The sequence below is a fragment of the Turicimonas sp. TL08 genome, from assembly GCF_054660695.1.
Window position 1 is genome coordinate 22,536 of sequence record NZ_BAAGDP010000010.1, and the last position, 21,126, is coordinate 43,661.

The 21,126-nt window shown below is 44.1% G+C and carries 14 protein-coding genes; 6 read left to right on the forward strand and 8 right to left on the reverse strand.

The window, feature by feature from the left end; all coding sequences use genetic code 11:
* Positions 1-97 precede the first annotated feature (97 nt).
* A complete protein-coding gene (gene argH / locus ACYQ4O_RS06545; RefSeq protein WP_460175135.1) occupies positions 98-1,528 on the forward strand; it encodes an argininosuccinate lyase in 1,431 nt (476 codons plus the stop codon).
* A 130-nt stretch (positions 1,529-1,658) separates the two neighbouring features.
* Here the strand turns inward: argH and ACYQ4O_RS06550 are convergent, their stop codons facing one another.
* Both ACYQ4O_RS06550 and pmbA read right to left on the reverse strand, forming a co-directional pair.
* The gene (locus ACYQ4O_RS06550) at positions 1,659-2,693 is read right to left on the reverse strand and encodes a branched-chain amino acid aminotransferase (RefSeq protein ID WP_308514585.1); all 1,035 of its coding nucleotides are present in this window, start codon (positions 2,691-2,693) and stop codon (positions 1,659-1,661) included.
* Positions 2,694-2,770: 77 nt separating this feature from the next.
* Positions 2,771-4,123 carry a metalloprotease PmbA gene (gene pmbA, locus ACYQ4O_RS06555; RefSeq protein WP_308514587.1) on the reverse strand — a complete coding sequence of 451 codons (1,353 nt, stop codon included), beginning with the start codon at positions 4,121-4,123 and terminating at the stop codon, positions 2,771-2,773.
* 94 nt (positions 4,124-4,217) lie between these two features.
* On the opposite strand from pmbA, the gene yjgA reads away from it, so the two are divergent.
* The 4 genes from yjgA (at position 4,218) to gluQRS (ending at position 8,132) form a co-directional block, all read left to right on the forward strand.
* Positions 4,218-4,769, forward strand: coding sequence for a ribosome biogenesis factor YjgA (gene yjgA / locus ACYQ4O_RS06560; RefSeq protein WP_308514589.1), 552 nt, complete (start codon positions 4,218-4,220; stop codon positions 4,767-4,769).
* Positions 4,762-6,015 (forward strand): molybdopterin adenylyltransferase, encoded by a 1,254-nt coding sequence (gene mog, locus ACYQ4O_RS06565; protein WP_308514591.1) that lies wholly within the window; start codon positions 4,762-4,764, stop codon positions 6,013-6,015. Before yjgA ends, mog begins: the two co-directional genes overlap by 8 nt.
* 61 nt (positions 6,016-6,076) lie before the next feature.
* On the forward strand, positions 6,077-7,228 hold the full coding sequence (locus ACYQ4O_RS06570) for a mechanosensitive ion channel family protein (RefSeq protein WP_308514593.1): 1,152 nt from the start codon (positions 6,077-6,079) through the stop codon (positions 7,226-7,228).
* Between the two features lie 37 nt (positions 7,229-7,265).
* Entirely contained in the window at positions 7,266-8,132 is an 867-nt protein-coding gene (gene gluQRS, locus ACYQ4O_RS06575; protein WP_308514595.1) for a tRNA glutamyl-Q(34) synthetase GluQRS, read from the forward strand.
* 4 nt (positions 8,133-8,136) lie between these two features.
* Here gluQRS and ACYQ4O_RS06580 read toward each other — a convergent pair whose 3' ends face one another.
* On the reverse strand, positions 8,137-9,513 hold the full coding sequence (locus ACYQ4O_RS06580) for a DEAD/DEAH box helicase (protein WP_308514598.1): 1,377 nt from the start codon (positions 9,511-9,513) through the stop codon (positions 8,137-8,139).
* 826 nt (positions 9,514-10,339) lie between these two features.
* Here ACYQ4O_RS06580 and ACYQ4O_RS06585 point away from each other — a divergent pair.
* Positions 10,340-10,858, forward strand: a complete 519-nt coding sequence (locus ACYQ4O_RS06585) for a Crp/Fnr family transcriptional regulator (RefSeq protein ID WP_308514600.1) — start codon at positions 10,340-10,342, stop codon at positions 10,856-10,858.
* An 84-nt stretch (positions 10,859-10,942) separates the two neighbouring features.
* Here ACYQ4O_RS06585 and ACYQ4O_RS06590 read toward each other — a convergent pair whose 3' ends face one another.
* From ACYQ4O_RS06590 to ACYQ4O_RS06610, 5 genes are all read right to left on the reverse strand, one after another.
* On the reverse strand, positions 10,943-11,860 hold the full coding sequence (locus ACYQ4O_RS06590) for an RNA ligase family protein (protein WP_308514602.1): 918 nt from the start codon (positions 11,858-11,860) through the stop codon (positions 10,943-10,945).
* A 94-nt stretch (positions 11,861-11,954) separates the two neighbouring features.
* Positions 11,955-13,256: an OmpP1/FadL family transporter gene (locus tag ACYQ4O_RS06595; protein WP_308514604.1), complete on the reverse strand. Its 1,302-nt coding sequence runs from the start codon at positions 13,254-13,256 to the stop codon at positions 11,955-11,957.
* A 392-nt stretch (positions 13,257-13,648) separates the two neighbouring features.
* Positions 13,649-15,256, reverse strand: coding sequence for an FAD-dependent oxidoreductase (locus ACYQ4O_RS06600; RefSeq protein WP_460175136.1), 1,608 nt, complete (start codon positions 15,254-15,256; stop codon positions 13,649-13,651).
* A gap of 264 nt (positions 15,257-15,520) precedes the next feature.
* Positions 15,521-19,219, reverse strand: a complete 3,699-nt coding sequence (locus tag ACYQ4O_RS06605) for an AAA family ATPase (RefSeq protein WP_460175137.1) — start codon at positions 19,217-19,219, stop codon at positions 15,521-15,523.
* A gap of 12 nt (positions 19,220-19,231) precedes the next feature.
* A complete protein-coding gene (locus tag ACYQ4O_RS06610; RefSeq protein ID WP_308514176.1) occupies positions 19,232-20,470 on the reverse strand; it encodes an exonuclease SbcCD subunit D C-terminal domain-containing protein in 1,239 nt (412 codons plus the stop codon).
* Between the last annotated feature and the right edge of the window lie 656 nt (positions 20,471-21,126).

Sequence of the window (21,126 nt, forward strand, 5' to 3'; positions counted from 1 at the left end):
TTGTCTCGTTTCAAGATGTAGGAAATTGCTTCTCACTTAAAAATCAGCCTGCTAACTCTTTATAATGTACTGTTTTTAAAAACACATCTAAGTAAAAATGTCTTCTGATAAGCACTTAAAAGTTCATGCTGACCCTCTGGCTTCTAAAAAAGAAGCATGGAGCGGACGTTTCTCCGAACCGATGGCTGAATTTGTTCTTCGTTACACTGCCAGCGTTGGTTTCGACAAGAGATTGGCAGAAGCTGATATCGCCGGTTCATTAGCTCATGCAAGAATGCTCGCTAAAAGCAAAATCATTTCTCAGAAAGATTTGGCTGACATTGAACGCGGAATGAAACAGATTTCTGAAGAAATCAAGCACGGTACCTTCAAATGGAAGCTGGAGCTCGAAGACGTTCACCTGAATATCGAAGCTCGTTTGACATCTCTTATCGGTGATGCCGGAAAACGCCTTCATACAGGCCGCAGCAGAAACGATCAAGTTGCCTTAGACATCCGCATCTATTTAAGAGACCAAATTAAAGAAATCGTTTCTTTAATCGAGCACCTACAGCACAGCCTTCTCACCATCGCTGAGAAGAACGTCGACACTTTGATGCCGGGCTTTACTCACATGCAGATTGCTCAGCCGGTTTCTTTCGGCCATCATATGCTTGCCTACGTTGAAATGTTCGAAAGAGACAGACAACGTTTCTTAGACTGCTATAAACGCGTCAACATCTCTCCGTTAGGTGCCGCTGCTTTAGCAGGTACAACATACCCAATCGACCGCGAATTCACCGCCGCCCAGCTCGGCATGGATTCCGTTACACAAAACTCCTTAGACTCCGTCAGCGACAGAGACTTTGCCGTTGAATTCTGCAGCTGCTCTTCTTTGACAATGGTTCATATCTCCCGTTTGTCTGAAGAGCTCGTTTACTGGATGTCCTCCGGTTTCGGCTTCATCAGCCTTCCGGACAGATTCACTACCGGCTCCTCCATCATGCCGCAGAAGAAGAACCCGGACGTTCCCGAAGCTGCCAGAGGCAAAGTCGGCCGTGTTGTCGGCCATTTGATGGGCCTCTTAATGCTGATGAAAGGTCAGCCTCTTGCCTACAACAAAGACAACCAAGAAGATAAGGAACCTCTCTTTGACACGATCGATACCGTCAAAGACACTCTCAGAGCTTTTGCAGAAATGGTTCCGGGAATCCAGGTAAGAAAAGAAAAAATGAGAGCGGCTTTACAGGAAGGCTTTGCCACTGCAACTGACTTTGCCGACTATCTTGTCAGAAAAGGCCTGCCCTTCAGAGATGCTCACGAAGCCGTCGGCTGCGCCGTTCGCTTGGCTTCTGAAAAGAATTGCCAACTTCACGAACTTTCTTTGGACGAACTCAAACAGTTCAATCCTCTCATTGATGAAGACGTCTATGCTAGTTTGACTCTCGAAGGTTCTTTGAAGGCTCGCAATCACGTTGGCGGCACTGCACCGCACCAAGTTGCTTATCAAGTTGAACGCTGGAAGAAAATCTTAGCTGAAAGAGAATAAGCATCTTTCCTTAGTTAAAAAGCTGAAGGTCTTCTCGATCTTCAGCTTTTTTATTGGTCTTGATAGAAGTTGGTTTTCATACAAAATGAGGAAGCCGCAGCCTCCTCTTTCTTTAACGAGTCAGTTAATCTTACTTATTCAAGTCAATCTTGTGAACCCAGCCCTTAACATCTTCAATGTCGCCCATCTGGATGCCGGTCAAGGTTTCGCGAAGCTTGGCGCTGACAGGACCAATCTTATCCATTCCGGTCGGCAGGTAAATATCGCCGTCCTTAGAGTGGACCATTCCGACAGGGGCCAAAACAGCGGCTGTACCGATAACGGCCATTTCCTGCATATCTTTGATTTCGTCAAATCTAACCGGACGTTCTTCCACCTTGTAGCCTAAGATATCTCTTGCGACTTCAACCAAAGAACGACGAGTGATAGACGGAAGAATAGACGGAGAAGATGGAATTACGATAGTTCCTTCTTTGTCTACAAACATGATGTTTGTGCCGCCGGTTTCTTCAACGAATGTGCGAGTTGCCGGATCCAAGTAAACGTTTTCTGCATAGCCTTCTCTATGAGCTTCCATTGTCGGATACAAGCTCATAGCATAGTTCAAGCCGGCCTTGATGTTGCCTGTTCCATGAGGAGCTGCACGGTCATACTCAGCAACTTTGAGCTTAATCGGCTTGACGGCGCCTTTGAAATAAGAGCCGACAGGCATCACAAAGATTCTTAAGATGAATTCATGTGCGGGAGCTACACCTATCTGCGGACCGGAACCAATCATTACCGGGCGGATATAAAGAGTAGCGCCTGTTCCATGCGGAGGAACCCATGCTGCATTGGCGCGAACTACATCTTCTACGGCCTTAACAAACTTCTCAACAGGGAAGCTCGGCATTTCCAAACGCTTTGCCGTGTTGAACATACGTTTGCCGTTTTCTTCCGGGCGGAAAGTCACGATTTCGCCCTTTTCCGTTTCATAGGCTTTCAAGCCTTCGAAACAGCACTGTGCATAGTGAAGAACGCAAGCAGCTTCTGACAATTCAATATTTGGATTGTCGGTAAGTTTTCCTTCATCCCATTTACCGTCTTTCCATCTTGCTTCAAATCTAAAATCAGTCGGCTGGTAACCGAAGCTCAAATTGGCCCAGTCAATATTTTTTTTCTGCATTTTTGATTCCTTGGTGATATAAAAGTTATAAGCAAATAATAATCTTTGACACGGTCTTGTGGACCTTTTCTCGATCCTTAGTTACCAGCAATTTTTAGATTTTTGATCAAAACTGAACCGGTACGATAGTTGTCGGAAGCAAGGATATCCTGACCGATTGCTTCGACATTCAAAAACATATTTCTCAAATTTCCGGCGACGGTGATTCCGTCAACCGGATAAGCTATTTTACCGTTTTCAACCCAGAAGCCTTTAGCTCCGCGGGAATAATCGCCGGTAGTCAAATTAACTCCCTGTCCGATTAAGGAGGTTACGAGAAGTCCCGTTCCCATTCTTTCCATCAACTTTTTAAGCGTCTTTTCTTCATGCTCTGGATCGGTGTGAAGAGAGATGTTGTAAGGCCCTCCGGCATTTCCCGTAGTCTTCATGCCAAGCTTTCTTGCGGAATAAGTTGAAAGAAAATATCCCTTGACCACTCCGTTTTCAACGAAAAATCTCTTGGAAGGTCGGACACCTTCATCATCGAAAGGAGCAGAGCCATAGCCCTCTTGGACAAACGGATCTTCTTTCATTGATAAGAATTCCGGAAATACCTGAGTTCCCAGAGAATTTGTCAGGAAAGAGAGATTGCGGTAAAGCTGAGAGCCCGAGACCGCAGAGATGTAGAGTCTGATCAAGCTTTTTGCCGTATAAGGGTCAAAAATAACGGAGCATTCTCTTGTAGATAAATTCTTTGCCGACAGCATGGCTGCAGCCCTTTTTGCGGCTTCTCTACCGATGCTTTCCGGAGAAGCAAGCTGAGAAGGGCTTACTCCCATGTCATACCAGAACCCCACTTGCATTCCGCTGTCGTCTTCAGCAATGACTGAGGTATCCAACGAGTGGTTGCTGTAATCAAAGCCGCTGCAGAACCCTAAAGTATTGCCCAGAACAAATCTTCCCACGCTGGTGCTTAGGTTAGATCCTTCCGAATTCACAATTCGAGAATCTCCTTCTAAAGCCGCCTTTTCCGCAGCCTTGCAGATTTCGATCGCCTCTTCAGAGGAAATCTCCCACGGATGCCATAGAGAAAGGTCTTCAAACTTAGTACATAGAAGATCTTTTTCCGGTAGCCCTGCACAAGGATCTTCAGAGGTGTAGTTTGCGATATCGACCGCCGCTCTTACCGTCTGCTCAATGCTTTCGCGGGTCAAGTCACCGGTTGAGGCACTGCCTCTTCTCTGATTGATATAGACAGTGATGGCAAAACTTCTGTCTCTTGTATGTTCGAGAGTTTCTACATCCAAATTACGGACGTTAATGTTGAGTCCGTTTTGATCCTGCACTTCAGCAGCCGCTGAAGTGGCTCCTTTTGAGAGCGCATAGTCCAAGGCGTATCGGACTTGGTTTTCAAGAAAGTCTTTACTACTTAATGTGGGGCTTTTTTTCATTTAATCTGCCGTTACAACCGTCGAGGAGACTATGATAATGGAATCTTTAAAGATACTCCTAACAAGGAGATCCTTACCAATTATTAAGTAAAAAATGACAGACTATACAGACGACAACGAAGAGTACTCCGGACGAAGCAAAAGCGAATTAAAAAGACAAGCAGAATATTTGCAGGATCTTGGGAAAGAGCTTACGGAATTAGGACCCGAAACCTTAGCCAAAATTCCTCTTCCGGACGTAATTCTCGCCGAGCTTCAAGAGTTTCACAAAATGAGAAGCTTCGGCGCTAAAAGACGTCAGCTGCAGCTCATCGGCAAATACATGAGATCTTTAGACGGCAATCAAGTCAGATTAGCTATCGACCGTGCTAAAGGTAATGACAAAGCAGCCGTGGCAGCTCTTCATAAATCCGAAAGACTTAGAGATGCTCTCATTGCACAAGACGAAGCATTGACAAAATTTATCGCTGACTTCCCGGAAGTAGATGTCCAGTTAGTTCGCCAGCTCATCCGCAACGCCAGAAAAGAGGCTCAAAACAACAAACCTCCCAAAGCATCCAGAGAACTTTACAGACTCATTCATAACATGGTGCTGCCGCCGTTGATCCTTGAAGTCAAAGAAGATGAGGAAGATACAGATGAATAAAAATACCCGAATCGGCTTAGTTTCCGTTTCTGATCGTGCTTCTCAAGGCACTTATAAAGATTTGGGAATTCCTTCCCTTAAAGACTGGCTCAACAAAGTCATCCTGAATCCGTTTGAAGTCGAAGAAAGACTTATTCCGGATGATAAAGAAACGATTAAAACCGTTTTGAAAGAACTGATTGATGAGAAAAAATGCGACTTAGTTCTTACCACCGGCGGAACGGGACCGGCACGCAGAGATGTCACTCCTGATGCGACTTTAGAAATCGCTACCAGAGAGATGCCCGGATTCGGAGAACAAATGAGAAGAATTTCTTCCGTTTTTGTTCCGACCGCTATTCTGTCCCGTCAAGTAGGTGCATTAAGAGAAACCGAAGACCACGCTGCTCTCATCATTAATCTTCCGGGTCAGCCTAAGGCCATTGCAGAGACTTTAGAGGGTCTGCCTGCTAAAGGCGTTAACGGCGTATTTGCTGCCGTTCCTTACTGCATAGAATTAATCGGCGGTCCGACTATTGAAACGGATGCCACATACGTTAAAGCCTTCCGTCCGAAATCTGCCAAGCGTCCTGAAATCATAGATTCTCTGATTCTTGAACCTGAAGGAAAAGCCGACTCCGCCATCATTATGCTTCATGGCTTGGGAGCCGACGGAAGCGATTTCGGCCATTTCAGAGAAGAGCTGATTGCAAGCGGCGCTCCTCTAGAAAACACAAGAATGGTCTTACCTAATGCTCCGTATATTCCAATCTCAATGAACAACGGATATGAGATGCGGGGCTGGTTCGATCTTTACAGTCTCGAAAGCAGAGACAGAGAAGACGCAGAGGGAATCAAAAAAACATTCCAACTCATCCGCAGATTAATTTCTGAAGAAGAATCTAAAGGCATTCCAAGAGACCGGATTTTCTTAGGCGGATTTTCTCAAGGCTGCTGCATGACTCTTTACGCAGCTGTTCAGCTTGATAAGCCGATCGGAGGCTTCTTCGGATTGAGCGGATACCTCCCGTTAATTGATAAAGAAGAAGTTGAGCACGTGGGGAGCGCTATCAAATCGCCAATCTTCATCGGTTATGGAGAAGAAGATTCTGTCGTGCCCCCCGCCTTTACCCAAATCTCCGTTAGTTACCTACGGAAACTCGGTGCTGACAAACTTTCAGCCCATGGCTATCCAGGCCTGCAGCACTCAATAGATCTCGACGAGATTGGAGATTTAGCTGATTTCTTGGCGACCGTTCTGAGGTAGAAGAGAACTTAGTAAGGCAAGATTTCTTGTAGTCTTGCCTTATATTGATTGAGGGCTTTCTATGTCAGCAAATTCAGATCTCAACCTTCTTGAGCATACCTTCAGCAGCTTAAGTCCTTTGTTTGAGCCGCTGAAGATAAACTTATTTACGGTTGGCGGCGTTCCCATCAACAGCTTCGATCTGATTGAATTCGTGATTATTTTTATAGTCACCTATTTTTTAGGGAAGGCTGCGGAAGCCAGTATTACGCGCATCGGCAAACACCGCGGAAGTCAAGTCCGCATGGAATCCCTGCAGATGTTTGCCAAGTTCGTTCACTGGGCAATTCTGTGCGCAGGTTTGATGTTCGGCTTTGCCGCCATCGGTCTTCCGGTTACCCACTTAGCTATTTTAGTTTCCGCTCTTTCCGTCGGTATCGGCTTTGGCTTACAGACCATCGTCAACAACTCTATCGCCGGTTTGATTCTTATCACGGAAAAAGCTGTGAGCGTCGGGGACGTTATCTGCACCCCATCCGGCCATATCGGCAAAGTCAACATGATTACGATTCGTGCTACACGAATCGTTACGCCGATTGGTGAAGATATCATCGTTCCGAATGCGAACCTGATTGACAAACCTTTTACCAACTACACGCTGAATCCTCGGGGCGTCCGAAAGATTTTTCCCTTCAGCGTTGCCTACGGAATTGACTTTAGAAAAGTCAAAGAAATTATTGAGAATGCGGCCATTCAAGTCCCCTTCTGCATCAAGCCCGACCAATACCACGAGGTTGAATGCGGTATCACCGGCTTCGGAAATTTCGGCATTAACGTTGAACTTGTCGTTTGGGTTGATCCAATTGAACTGATGGAACCTTACCGCTTGGAAGCTGCTTTTCTAAATGCAATCAATGATGCCTGCGTAGCCAACGGCATTATTATGCCGGGTCCAAGCTATGCTGTCAGCGTTACACCGGCAACGAGCAACAACGCACCGTCGGTTTCCGCTAAGGCGACTCATTCCAGTCCTCCGCCCCATCTGACAGACCCGAATACGGATAGTGCAACTCCTCATCCGACGCAAGCTCCTCAAATCATCTCTCATCCGAGTTTAACTTTAGGAGCTAATCAGCAAAGAGATGCAGCTGTGGTCGGGCTTCCTCAAAGCATGTTCGACAGTCCCCAGAAGCCAAAGAAACAGGAAAGCTCAGGCGGCGGTGAAGAAGAGTAAGATCTTTTGAACTGCCCGTAAGCTGACTGAGGATAATTTGGCCACCTATATTGGAAGATTTGCACCCTCTCCGACCGGAGAACTGCATTTAGGAAGTCTTGTCTGTGCTATTGCCAGCTATCTTGATGCCAAAGCGCATAACGGAAGTTGGCTTGTTCGCATCGAAGACTTAGATCCTCCGCGTGAACCGGCTTGGGCAACCCCAAAGATTCTTGAAACATTAAGAGTTCTAGGACTTTCGTCTGACGAGCCTATCGTTTATCAGTCAGATCGTCATCATCTGTACAAAGAAGCCTTAGATTACCTAATTACTAATAAATTTGTTTACGGCTGTAGCTGTTCTCGTAAACAAATTGCTGAATATCAAAACGCCAGAGGAAAACCGGCGAACATCTATCCCGGAATCTGCCGAGACAAACATCTGACCGAAGGGATCAGGGCTTGGCGCTTTAAAGTTCCTTCCGAGGACAGATTCTTTAGAGATCGTCACTTCGGTGAGTACCGACAAAATATAGAGCAGGAAGTCGGAGATTTCGTTTTAAAAAGAGCTGACGGATTTTGGGCTTATCAATTGGCAGTCGTCGTAGATGACCATCAACAAGGAATTACTCATATCGTCCGGGGTGCAGACTTGCTCGACAATACGCCGCGGCAAATCGAACTGCAGAAAGCTCTGAAATATCGCACCCCTTCGTATATGCATATTCCGCTCGTACTCGGCGAGAACGGACAAAAACTTTCTAAGCAAAACGGCGCAACCGGACTTGATTTAGAAAATATTGACGCAGAAATCGACAAGGCCTGGACACACCTTGGTTTCGAGAGATTTTCTTTTGACAGCTGCGAAGGCTTTTTCTCCAAGGCAATTGACCTTTGGAGAAAGAGCCCGTATTTCGCGGAATAAACCGCTAACCTCTTCTCCCCGTTCCTCCCAGAAGAGCTGCGACTAGTTTCGGTTTGTGTTCGTGAATTGATTCAACAATAGCGACCGTTTTAGCGACAGGCTTTTGAGAAACTGTCTTAGACGGGACATAAGGATTCAAAAAGAACGGGTCAACGTCCTGTTTTACTTTCTGATAGGTGTACTTCTTATTAGGATTTACAAAATCGAATTTGACCCTCTTCGGAGATAAGTCGATTCGATTGAATTTCTTTTTGGTTAACTTCTCGATAGCCTCAACGTTGTTTTCATCTTCAGAGGTCATCAAGCTGATCGCCAATCCTTTAGCACCGGCACGGCCGGTTCTGCCGATTCGGTGAACATAATCTTCGGCCATGAAAGGAATATCAAAATTGATAACCAACGGCATATCCGGAATATCAAGGCCGCGTGCAGCCACATCCGTAGCAACTAAATAATTGATAGTGCCGTCTTTAAATGCTCCCAAGGTCTTAGTTCTTTCTTCCTGAGATTTATCTCCATGAATGGCATCTGCCAAGAAACCGTATCTGTTCAGCTGCCTTGAAAGGCGACCGGCCATTAGTTTGGAATTAACAAAGATAATTGCTTGCAGAGTATTTCCTTGATCATCGACTCCTTTTGTCGTGAGAATTTCGACGAGAGAATCTGTTTTCTTACCATCAGGAACCTCATAAAGTTCCTGGGTGATAGTTGAAGCCGTCGTGTTTTGTCTGGCAACTTCAATCATGACCGGTTCATTTAAGAAACTCTGTCCAAGTTTTTTGATCTCAGGAGAGAACGTTGCAGAGAACATCAACCCCTGACGTTTCGGAGGAAGCTCCTTCAGAATTTTTGTGATATCCGGGAGAAAGCCCATGTCCAGCATGCGATCCGCTTCATCGAGAATCACTATTTCAACATTCTTTAGAGAAGTATTTCTTTGTTCCAAATGGTCAAGCAAGCGTCCCGGGGTGGCAATCAATACTTCAATGCCTTTTCTTAACTCTATGGATTGCGGTTTAATATCTACACCGCCGTACACGCAAGCAACTCGAAGTTTCGTTTCAGAAGCGTATTGTTCTAGGTTTTCAGCAACCTGCAGTGCCAATTCTCTCGTCGGCGTCAATATAAGAGCTCGTACAGGATGGCGTGCCGGAGAGACGCTGGGATTTTCATATTTGAGCAAATTTTGAAGAATTGGGAGTCCGAAGCTAGCGGTTTTACCTGTTCCGGTCTGAGCGGCCCCCATGACATCTTTTCCTTCCAAGACAACCGGAATGGCCTTGATTTGAATAGGTGTCGGTGTTGTGTAGCCGACTTTTTCAACCGCTTTTAATAACTTTTCATCTAAACCGAAATCTTTAAATCCAGTTTGCTCAGACATTGACTCTTATTCCTTCACAATAGTTTCGGGAATTTTAAACTTTAGGAGACAGATTTTTAGCCTTACTCCTCAAAACAATCAGTTCAGGCTGAGAGAGTTCGTAAAAGAAGAATATCTCCGGTTAACGTCTAGATCTGACACCTATCAACTTTCGTTAAATGAGATAGAAATCAAGGGAGCAAATATTTTCCCCCTACGGAGAAGAGAGCATGAGATCTTCGATCAAGAATTTGCCACCCGAAAATTTTTTCGCTTCTTAAGATTAAGAATTTATTCGGACAGGAACTACATATCTTTGATAACCGCAATCCAGATGACTTTACAAAAACAATTACCGCTTCGTAAAAAGACAGCAGAGGCTCTTTATTCTCTCTACACAGGAAAACTAATCTTGTCAAGCCACGCCCATTGTGGTTTTTAAAAATATTAGATATTTCGTTTTCTGCCTTTTCCAAAGTTCATAGAATCTCAAAATCCCGGGGGAAACTATTAACAATCTTGCATTTCAATCATTAAAACAAGAAACCTTCTTACTTCTTTTCAGTAAAAAATTTCTTTATCTTATTGATTTAAAGAAAAAGAAATAGTTCGCATACGAAAGTGAAAAGTAAATCAAAAATGTAATAATTTGTAAAATTTGACTAATTATTTAGCTTCGTAACTATTTGTTTACAAAAGAGAACTTACTATAAAGTCTTAGTTTATACCGTGTTTGCGTGATATATAACACGGGTTAGTATTTGCTCATTACGGGATTTCCCGTTATCATGGCTACCATAGTAAAAACACTAGTTTTTTACTAAAAAAGGAACGAATGGAGGGAAAAATGTTAAGAATGCGCCGCACTCCTAAGGATAGAGCAGCTTTTCCGACTGAATTGCCGTCTATGCATATTCCAAATGGAGTCTCTCCGCAAGCCTATGCTGCACACAGAGAAGTTCTTTCTGTCCTCATGCTTAGATTCATGACGAGCCGTCTTCGCGCTATGTATCAAGCCTATGACGGTGATTTAACACTTTGCTTGGTTTTAGGTGAAATTGCATCTAGAAATACTGAACGCTTCTATGACGAAAGACGCGGCTTTCAGCCTCGCTCACCAAATGCGCCAGAGCCTCAGCTTCTCGCCTGCAATGCTTTGTCAATTTCCGAAGTGACTGGCATTCCAAGAGAAACTGTTCGCCGTAAATTAGCAAAACTTGTAGATTTAGGTTGGATTCAAAAGACACCGGAAGACATGTATGTCATTACCGATAAGATTGGAGATGTCTTTGCCGCTTTTGATGACTCTCAAACCTATGATTTGATGCACACAGCAGAGCAGATAAGTAACGTTCTGCAAAGATAAGTTTCTGTCTTGTTGTTAGTTGTAAACTCCTGTTGAAATGACCGCTGTCTAAAGAATCAATTTAGACAGCGCTTTTTTACCTTCTTAAGCCTCTTCTTTGAATCTATTCATCAGCACAAAAGCCTTCTGATTAATCCTGAAGGCTTCGTCTGTATAGAAAAAATAAACAAGCTCAGGATTTGTTTTAGAGGCTTCTTCCCGGACATCTCGAAGGAAAGCGCCCACGGCTTCTCCCAAATTTGCCGCAGTTATAGAGCCAAATTTAGACTTAACTGAAAAAGCCCTGCTCTCCGTGAAAAAAGAATCATAAAGTTCTGCCAGCTCAGAAGTTTTCCCATTCGTCTCTCTCTTTTTTTGAGAAGCTAAGCGCTCAAAAAATTCCGGTGTTTTCAGCTTATATGTCCGGGCTCCTGGCGACTCAGGATGAAAGACCCAACCTTCTACCCGGGCATTCCCATACGCACTATTTATGCAAAAGTCTCTTCTGGAAAAAATCTCAGAAATAGACACATGCCGTTCTTGAACAGGAACTAAATAGGAATCTTTCAAGCCTAAGCCTTCAAGCAATTTTTCCACTTCCGGAAACAGCAATCGATAGGAACTTCTTTTGCCCTCTCCTTCCGAGAATACAACGCTGGCACCAAAAATCTTAAATAACGCTGCTTTCGGAGGACAGTACTTAATCCTCTTCATGTTCAAAAAATTTAAGAACTCGCCGTAAATGTTGAGTCCAACAACTTTTTTTCCAAAATTCGGCAGAACGCTGTCCAGAGGAGATTTTTGTAATTCTCTTTCGAATGCATTCCTAACCGGCGTAAAAAGCTCCTGATGTTTCTTCAGAATAGGAATAGCATCAAATGCATTGTTTCCTTGCCTTGTGAAGGCTCTAAATTCCCCATCGGTGATACTGAGACATAAATTTGAGCCGTCGAGTTTTTCAGTCACGGTATAAAGGCACGGAGTCAATAGTTCAATACTCGGCCAAGGCTCAAAGATATCCATAAGAATTCTCAAGAAGAAAATTTGATTTTCGCACCGCCAATAAAAAAGTGCCAGGAGCAAACTTCCTGACACTTCAAATTGAGCAGTTCTTAAATTAGAACTTGTATTGGACCTGCAAGCCGCCCATCCAAGCGTTCATCTTTTCGAATTTTCCGACTTCTGTATAACTACCGTTGTGGTGGTCTCTATACAGTTTTCTGTGACCAATTCCGCGGATGTGGCCGTAAGCAGCATCGATCTGCCAGTTCTTAGTTGGAGCCCAGGAAACGCCGCAGGTCAACCAAAGTCTCTTGGTATCTGGAATAAGAGCTGTTCTCTTAGTTTGATCGTGAATAGGATCAGTCTCTAAAGCGATACCGCCGCGAATTGTCCATTGATCGCTGACTTTAATATCTGCACCTAAACTCAGTAACCAGACGCTCTTCCAATTATTCTCCAATGTCATATGGGAGAGGGTATAAGACATTTGTGGGTTCAACATAGAATAAATTCCACCATCTGCATTGGTATAAAAACGCATATCTTTGAAATTTTTCCAGTTTGCCCAGCGGGCTAAAGCCGAAAGACGCAACCATGGTGTAGTTTCCCAAGTACCAGTGATCATTACCGTTTCTGGAGTAGTAAGGTCACCATAGCCGTGACTAGTTTGGGAGAGTCCGATTGGTCCGAGGTTACCACGAACAGTGTAGTCGCCTTTAGCATGAACATGAGCTGCAGAACGATAAGAAATACCGAATCTCAAGGTTTCAAGAGGAGAAAGCATGATGCCGGCGTTATAGGTAAACATCCAGTCACTGCCTTTATACTCAAACTCCCCTCCCGTTACATAGCCTTTGTTGCCCACAGGAACTATGGGAAGGCCATTCTTAATCTTGGAGTGAGTGTACATAGCAGAAACACCAGCGCCGATGCTGAACCACTCAGTTGCCTTCCAAGCAATGTTCGGATTGATATCTACAGTCATGATAGAACCGCTGATACCTCTCTCTCTTTCAGTCCAGTCGCTACCGTATCTAATCTTCATCCCGTAAGGAGAAGTGATAGCTAGACCAGCCCAGAGGTTGTCTGTGAGTTGATGTGAAACAAAGAAGGCAGGAATAGGAGCGGGCTTGTCACGGCCATTTTCTGTAGTTCCGTCAAAACCTTTGTAATCAATATCGAGGTCAACGACAGTGGAGCTAATCTGGAATTGTGTTCCCGGAAGCAAAGTCATACCAGCCGGGTTATACCAAACTGCAGAAACGTCGTCTCCAACGATACCGGCGCCGGCATGAGAACGACCCATACTTACAACGCTCTGCTCAGTAAGTTGGAAGCCTGCGGCCATAGCAGATGTGCTGACTGCTGCCAAAGAGCTGAACATTAAACCAGCTAATAGTTTTTTAGAAGTTTTCATCTAAGTCTTTACTAAAAACAAAAAATAGGGGAATTTTCAATGGGTAGGATTTTGAAGAAAAACAAGAGTTCAAAACATGCGTTTTTCTAGTGAGAAACCCTAATATTTACACCCCTTAACTTATTCTTCTTTTTTGATTCAGACAATGGCTTGTGAATAAATAGCAAGCAAATTTTCTAGGATTTCAGCCTTCTCGTCTCTTCTAACCATTTAGACAACAGCTATTAATTGTTCTGATTCTTTTGTCCTGGATGTCCTTGGCTGCACTCTGACTCTCTCAGGCGCAGAAAGAATTGAAGTAATTTGAAATTCTTGAGTTATAGAACACAACTCCTTGAATGAAAGATTAGGAGTTAGAAGAGGCCCACGAAAGACCTCTTCGAGAAGTTAAGTTATGACCACGGTGTCAGGGCTGCAGCTTCCTTACCGGCAATCCTGCCAAAAATCATGGTATCAGCGTTGGCACAAGCGCCCTGATATGTTAAGCCCCACGTTGAGCCAAGTTCACCGGCTACATAGAGACGCGGAATCTTTTCTCCGTATGGATTCAAGCACTCGGCCTTCACACTTCTTCTCGGACCGCCCATTGTGTGATACATCACCGGAACCAGTTTGACAGCGTAGAAAGGCCCTTCCTCGATTGGGGCTGACCAGGCTTTAACATCTCTTCCTACAAACACCGCTTTTTGATTAGGATCGGCGGTAGGAGTACGACCGTATTCAGTATCTATTCCTTTGGTCTTCAGGTCATTGTTCCATCTATTGACCGTGTCAACCAATGTAGCCGGATTAGGAATTTCAAGTTTCTTTGCTAACTCTTCAATTGTCGGAGCTTCAATGATGACACCGGATTCAATTTCTTTTTTGTTGTCCTTACTCCAAACATAACCTTCTTTGTTGATGGCATATCCTGAACCTCCGGAGCTAATGAGCGGAGCTCCTTCGAGGTAGGTCTTATCCATAATCATGTAGCAAGGAATTCTTGGATAACGATGTTTAATGGCATCAAACTGGTTAACAGCCATCCACGAGCAGTGGTAATCCAATTTCTTTTCATTAACAAAACGTTTTCCGTCTTGATCCACCCAAATAAAAGCAGGACGTCTAGTTACCATCGCTAGACCGGCTTTAACGCCAGGAACTTGAATACCCAACGGAGCCGATACTGAATTCATATGCCACAAATCAGCGCCCATGGATTGAGCCATAAGTAAACCGTCGCCGGTATGGCTCGGTCCGCCCAGATAACCCATTGGATTACCGAAAACATATCTCTGCATAAGCTCAGGATTGCACTGGAAGCCTCCGGTCGCAATAACGACAGCTTTTCGGGCTTTCACATTAATCGGTTTACCGTTCTCCAAAGCCACGACGCCGGCAACTTCGTTACCGCACCGAATAAGTTGTTGAGCCGGCGTGTTAAGAAGGACACGAATGTTGCGCTTTTCTACCGCTCGCTGGAAAATGCCGAAGAGTCGTTCTCCACCTTTCTTGCCCGGAACATTGCGTGGTGAAATCTTGTTCACGCAATCAGCACCTGGAAGGTTCTGGTAACCAGCGTGACCGTAAATTGCTAAGGTCACTTGAGGATCCAAAGACTTCACATAGTCGCCAAGTTTGAGAGATTCCTCGCAGAACACACGAAGGATTTCCGGATCCCACTCAGATCTGGATAATTCGTACAAAGCTTTTTGAAAAGCGTAGTAGTCGTCTTTGTTTGTCGGCACTACGAAGCCGCCGGAAGAAACACACACGCTTCCGCCACCTTCCGGCATTTTTTCCAGAATGATGACGGAAGAACCCGCATCTGCAGCTGCAATTGCGGCATTAGAACCAGCATTACCGTATCCTAGGACTACAACATCGGCCTCACGGTCCCATTTGATTTCGTCATTTTTTGAAATTTCTTTTGCAGTTGCCAAACCAACAGGGCCGGCGATAACTGCGGCTGAGGCTGTTTTGAGGAATGTTCTTCTCGAACTAACTTGATTACGCAACATAAGCGACTCCTTAGGAAAGCCGAAAAAGACCTGGGCCATGTTCAATGAACTGCTGACAGTCGCTGACCTCAAATGGTTCAATCTTTTTCGGCCGAATTACCGTTACCCAAAGCGGCGCAACGGTTATCTTTGTATTGTAACCAACTGCTTTCTTATCTATGGGAACCTTTTGATGTTTTTTTGTTGAATTTTTATATAACAAAAGAAAAATGCACAAAGCGCTTAGGTTTATCCTGCGCTTTGTGCAATTGAGGTCAGAAACGGTTATACAAGCTTTTGAACGCCGGGCCCTTTCAAAATACTTGAACCTCCCTGCTGGGGCGTAACGTTAATTTGAACCGGAATCCTTTCGTGAATCTGGCCCACGTGAGAAATAACACCGATTAATTTTTGATGACCGCTTTCTTTATTGAAAGTATTTAAATTGCCAAGAGCCGTCAATGCTTTATCCAAGCTTTCCTCATCAAGGCTCCCAAAACCTTCATCTAAGAAGAGCGAGTCAATTCTTATCTTATTGCTAGTTAGTTCCGATAAACCCAGAGCCAGAGCTAGGCTAACAATAAAAGTTTCACCACCGGAAAGATTGGAAGTGGCTCGGACCAATTCATCCATTTCATTGTCCACCACATCCAGATCCAGAGAAGCCGCTTGGTTCTTAATCAGCAAATACCGTGTCGATAATTGCGACAACACCTTATTTGTCTTGGTAATCAAAGTTTCGAGCGTCAAACTTTGAACGTACTTCTGATACTTGGCTCCGTCTTTCTGTCCAATCAAATTATTGAGCCGTTCCCATTTTTCGAAAACCTTTCTTTGCTTTTCAATTTCAGCTTGCAAAGCTTTTGACTCATTTCTTACCTTGTCATCACGATCAAGCTCTTCTCTTACTCCGCCGATTTCTTTATTTCGTTCGCCGATAGATTTTTCATTATTTGCTTTCTGTTCTTCCAACTCCCATAAAGTCAACTCCGTTTTATTCTGCAGAGTCTTCTCATTTACTTCTTTTTGTAATTTTGATATTTCATTTTTCTTTGCAAAGAGGTTCTGTCCGTATGCATCAATAGTTTGCTGTCGATCCGTCTGTTCCTTATCAGAAAGTTTGCTCTCTTTCCATTTTTCTTCCGTCATAAAGCCGGTGTGCGCGAGCTCCTCTTTCCACTTCCTTTCTTCCCGGACTAATTTTTCGTTATTTTCCGAGATGGATTTTTCCAGTCCGGTTGCCTCGGCTCTTTTTTGAATCAGCTCCTTTTCAATGTTGCGTTGTTTGGCCTGGACATCAGCCAAATTTTTCTCTAAGGCCTCTAGTATGCCGGCTGCTCTTTTCTCTTCTACTACGGGATCTTTGGTACCGAACAACTCTTCTCTCTGGCCCTTTGTTTTATCAAACTCGGCTTGCTTTTCTTTTTGGTTTACTTCAGCGACCTCCAATTCTTTAAGACAGTTGTCATGCCGTTCTAAGAGAGCTTTTTTCTCAATCTGAAGAACACCGAGAGCGTTTACGACTTTCTGCAGTTCTTCGGACTTCAAACCAAAATCCTTACCCGCTTTTTGAAGCTGTTTAAGCTCTTTTATAAAGGTTTCACTACCAAAAGCTTTTGATAATCCGTCTTTTAATTCAAGAGTGGCAGTACTAATCAGCTCAGTCCAGTCTTGACCGTTTTTATCTGACTTTTCCTTTAAGAGTCTTTGTTGTTCTTGTTGGTGTTTGAGATCTCTTTGGAGGTTAACTTCCTGAAACTCTTTGCCTCGAATATTTGTTTCTTCGTTGGCAAGCTTCTCTTGAAGAGTCTGCTTTTCCTTCTCAAAAGATCTGACGCTCTTTTTTATTTTTTCGCATCGTGCTTTTTCTTCTAATGCCTTTTGTTCAGCGGAGATCACAAGGTTTTCCAAAACCTGCACCTCACATTCCGAAGAAAAACCGAGCCCTTTAGCTTGTACGCAGAGTTCATTCCGGAACTTTTGTAAACGGGTTTCTTCTGTATTCAATGCGGCTCTTGTAGAGACGACCGTAGCCTCCAAACTCGAGACTCTCTTCAAGAGCTCCTCTTCTCGGCTTTCAGCCTCTTTGAGTTGTTTTTCGACCTTATTTCTTTCTTTTTTAGCATTTAGAACACCTTCAGGCAAAGCCTCGGCAAAAGGATGGTCTTTGGAGCCACAAAGAGGACACTCTTGCCCGTCGACTAGCAAGGCCCTTTTTTTCGTGAGTTCTTCAATTCCTGATAGAGTCTCCAAAGTCTGTCTCTGAGATTCCAATGACTCAACAAGTTCTTTCTGTTGTGCAAGCAAGTCCCTATTAGTCTTTAACTGCCCTTCTGTGGTGTGAATCTCTTCAGACTTAGCTTTCGTCGCTTCTTGAGCTTCGAAACAACCGGCCAAGATTGGTTTTATTTCAGATAACTTTCGGCTCTTGCTTTCTTGTTCACGAATAATTTCTTCGTATTCGTCTAAATCTCTCCCTTTAAGCTGGTCCGTGATTTGGGATTCTTTCTCAGCAATAGCTTTCTTTATTTGATCAATTTCTTTCTTTGCGTTAGCTACATCAGCGCTCACCTGAGTAAGCCCTTGGGAGGTTTCTTTTACTTTTTCGCCGACATCGGCCAACTCGGCCGAAGTTTCTTTTTTCAACGAAGCCAAAGATTCGGCTTTGGTACTCAGTTCTGTCAGAGCATCTTGTCTTCCATGTAAAACTTGTGCACTCTTATGAGCTGACAGCCAGTTGTCTAGTTTGAGTTTCTCTTGTTCTTTGACGCGAAGAGAATCCTCGCCGGTCTTTAAATTTATTGCCGCCTTTTTTTCCTCTTCCTTGGCGGTACTCGTTCTTTGGATCGCTTCCTTTAAATTCGAATCTTGGATCTTTAATTGAGAATCCAGTTCTGCAACTTTCTTTAAAACCTCCCTTAACGCCTCATTTGCAGATTTTTGTCTTTTAACCGCCTCCCCGGCTTGCATTTCGGAGGCCTTGGCGCTGTCTTCTGACCTAATAAGGGTTTGGATTTGGGAGGTGACCAGCGGAAGCTTCTTTTGCAAATCTGCTAAACCGTTCCTGCTCTGCGATAAAAGATTAAAGGTCGAGTCTAATTTTTGGGCTTTTTGGTTGGCTTCTAAGGTCTGCTTAACTTGCTCCATTTCCTCTTTCTGCGCATCCAATGTTTCTTTTTCACTCTGCAGTTTTTGGAGATGCTGAGTTTTATCTTCGAGGTCTTTACGCCATTCCAGCTTCTCGCCGATTTCCTTCCTTAACCTTTCCAGGTCTGCCAAACTAGCGATCAGCTGCTTGAAAGAGTCTTCTTTAGCTTGTCGCTCCTCAGGAGTGAGAAGTGTCTTTTCCTTCAGTCTGAGTTCTAGCCCTTCCAGCTTTCTTCCCTCTTCTGCTTTTCTTTCAAAAGTCTTGCTTGATATGGTTCTGTACTCTTCAGTGCCGGTAACCTGCTCCAAAATCTCGGCCTTCTCTTTCTCTTCAGCTTTAAGAAATGCCGCAAAATCTCCTTGAGCCAAAAGAACGGAGCGCCTGAATTGCTCGTAAGAAAGGCCCGTGACTTGCCGAATGAGTTTGGCTTTTTCTTTTACCTGTTGTGCGATCGGCGTCCATGTTTCAGCTTTAGGGTCAAATTCTTCCAACCTCTGTTCCGAGGCCTGTAAATTACCGTCAACCTTTCCCCTGGCTCTTCTTTGGCTCCAAGTAGCACGATAGAATTTACGGTTCGCTTCAAATTCAACATTGGCCGAACACTCTCCGCTTTCTTTATTCATGACTTCGTTGGAAGTGGCGGACTGGATGCCCAACCTTGGAGTCTGGCCGTATAAAGCAAGTGCTATCCCGTCGAGAATCGTAGACTTGCCGGCACCTGTCGGCCCCGTAATCGCAAAAAGACCGGAGTTCTGATAATTCTCGTCTTCGAAATCAATTGCCCACTTACCTTTCAAAGAATTGATGTTTTCGATTTCCAGTTTTTTTATTCTCATTCTTCTCTCCGACTAGCTTCCTGATCTGATTTCCTGAAGGATTTCCTGATAACACTCGTGCAGCTCTCTTATTTCTTGTTTCTTTTCTTCGTCCAACTCTTCTGCACCTGACTTTAAGCCGTAGCAATCTTCCAAAAGCTTCTCAAAAACGCTTTCCGGTGTCATTTCATGGACGAATTCTTCAGTAACCATCGAGCTTAAGTAATACTGTTTCTTGGCTAAATCCCGAATATGAACAACTTCAACCGGAGTGCCCTCAGCAATGTTTTTAAGACGCCCTGACAAATCTTTTGCAGGCATCGTGCCCGTGTGTTCTGCTCTGACAAGACAGCGTTCTCCTTTCCGAACCAAGTCTCTGAGCTTTGTTTCTAACTCTTCCTGCGACCCTGTTATCAATGAGAGCTTCTCGAATTCCGGGACATTCAGATTTCTTACTTCGGCTTTACCCTTCTCAAAATCGACAATTCGGACAAGTTTCTGCTGACTGCCCTCTGAGAAATCCAAAGCAATAGGTGAACCACTGTAGTTGCGTGAGATATCGCCTCCGACAGTTTGCGGCTTATGGATATGACCCAATCCGACATAATCAAGCTCTGCAGGCAATATTGTTTTGGGAAGACGACCTAATGAGCCGATATATAGCTGCCGTTCCGAATCCGAGACATCTGCCCCTGCAACAAAGAGGTGTCCCGTTCCGATCAAAGGAACCTTTTTATCACCGCGTACTCGTACCCCTTCTTGTACTACGGAGGCAAAATGTGCTTTTGTAGATTCAACTATCAGCTCGTCTCTGCCTGAAAGTTCATCATCGCGACCCATTACATAAAGGTTCTTTTCTTTTAAAAACGGGATTGCGCAAACAACCGCTTCAACCTCTCCTGACTCTTTCCTTATCTCGATGACTTCTTTTTTCGGATCGCCTTCAGCCTCACCTACCACATAAATGTTGAGGAATTTAAGAAGATGTTCGGGTGCTTCAAGAAAAGAAGCCGAGTCGTGATTACCGGCAATTACAACAATATTGCGGCATCCGGTCTTGACAGCTCTCGCAAGAAATTCGTAATAAAGTTCTTGAGCTTCGTGGGAAGGCATTGTGCCGTCGAACACGTCTCCGGCGATTAGAAGCAAGTCAATCTTTTCTTCTTTTAGGACTTTTAACAGCCAGTTCAAAAACTGTACAAAAACCTCTTTTCTCGGACGATCTGCAAGCTTCTTTCCGAGATGCCAATCTGAAGTATGAAGTAGTCTCATCGTTATTAACCTTGGTTCGAGCAATCTGCTTCAAATCATTTTACGAGCAATCTCTGAATTTCGTGTAAACTGGCCTAATAAAATCCTAGGAAAATACTATTTATATTTATTTTCATTAAGTTAAGAAATTTAGACAGTAATTTTAAGTTTTTTTACTGTCAATAATTTGACCCCTTCAGTTTAATATTTTCAGAATAATCTAGGCCTTTAGGCAGTCCTAAAAACTCCAACACATAAGGATCTTTGATAAAAGAGCGCAGATACGTTCTTCAGAAAGAGCCGATTTCTGTGGAGTAACTTGGTTGGGCAATATTCTCTGGTAGTCGCTTGCGCTTATATTCCGGTCCGGTTCCTTGACACGCCACGGACATGAGTAGGCCTCATTGAGATAGCACACTATTACATTTTGTTCAGACACTCACATTCTCAGGAGGTTTTGCGCGCCAACTCAATTTGCTACACACTGTGTCACAAATCTCGAAATCAACCTTAATTTCGGCCTTCTTCTTGCTACCTCATAAACAGCTAACGCTCTGCTCCTATCTCCTTCTGTTTTGCTAAAAGCTTCAAGAGATGCTATTTCCAAATTGATACAACATCCGGCGCAAAGCGAGAAATTAATAAAAATAGCCCTCCACAACCAAACTTTTTCCAAT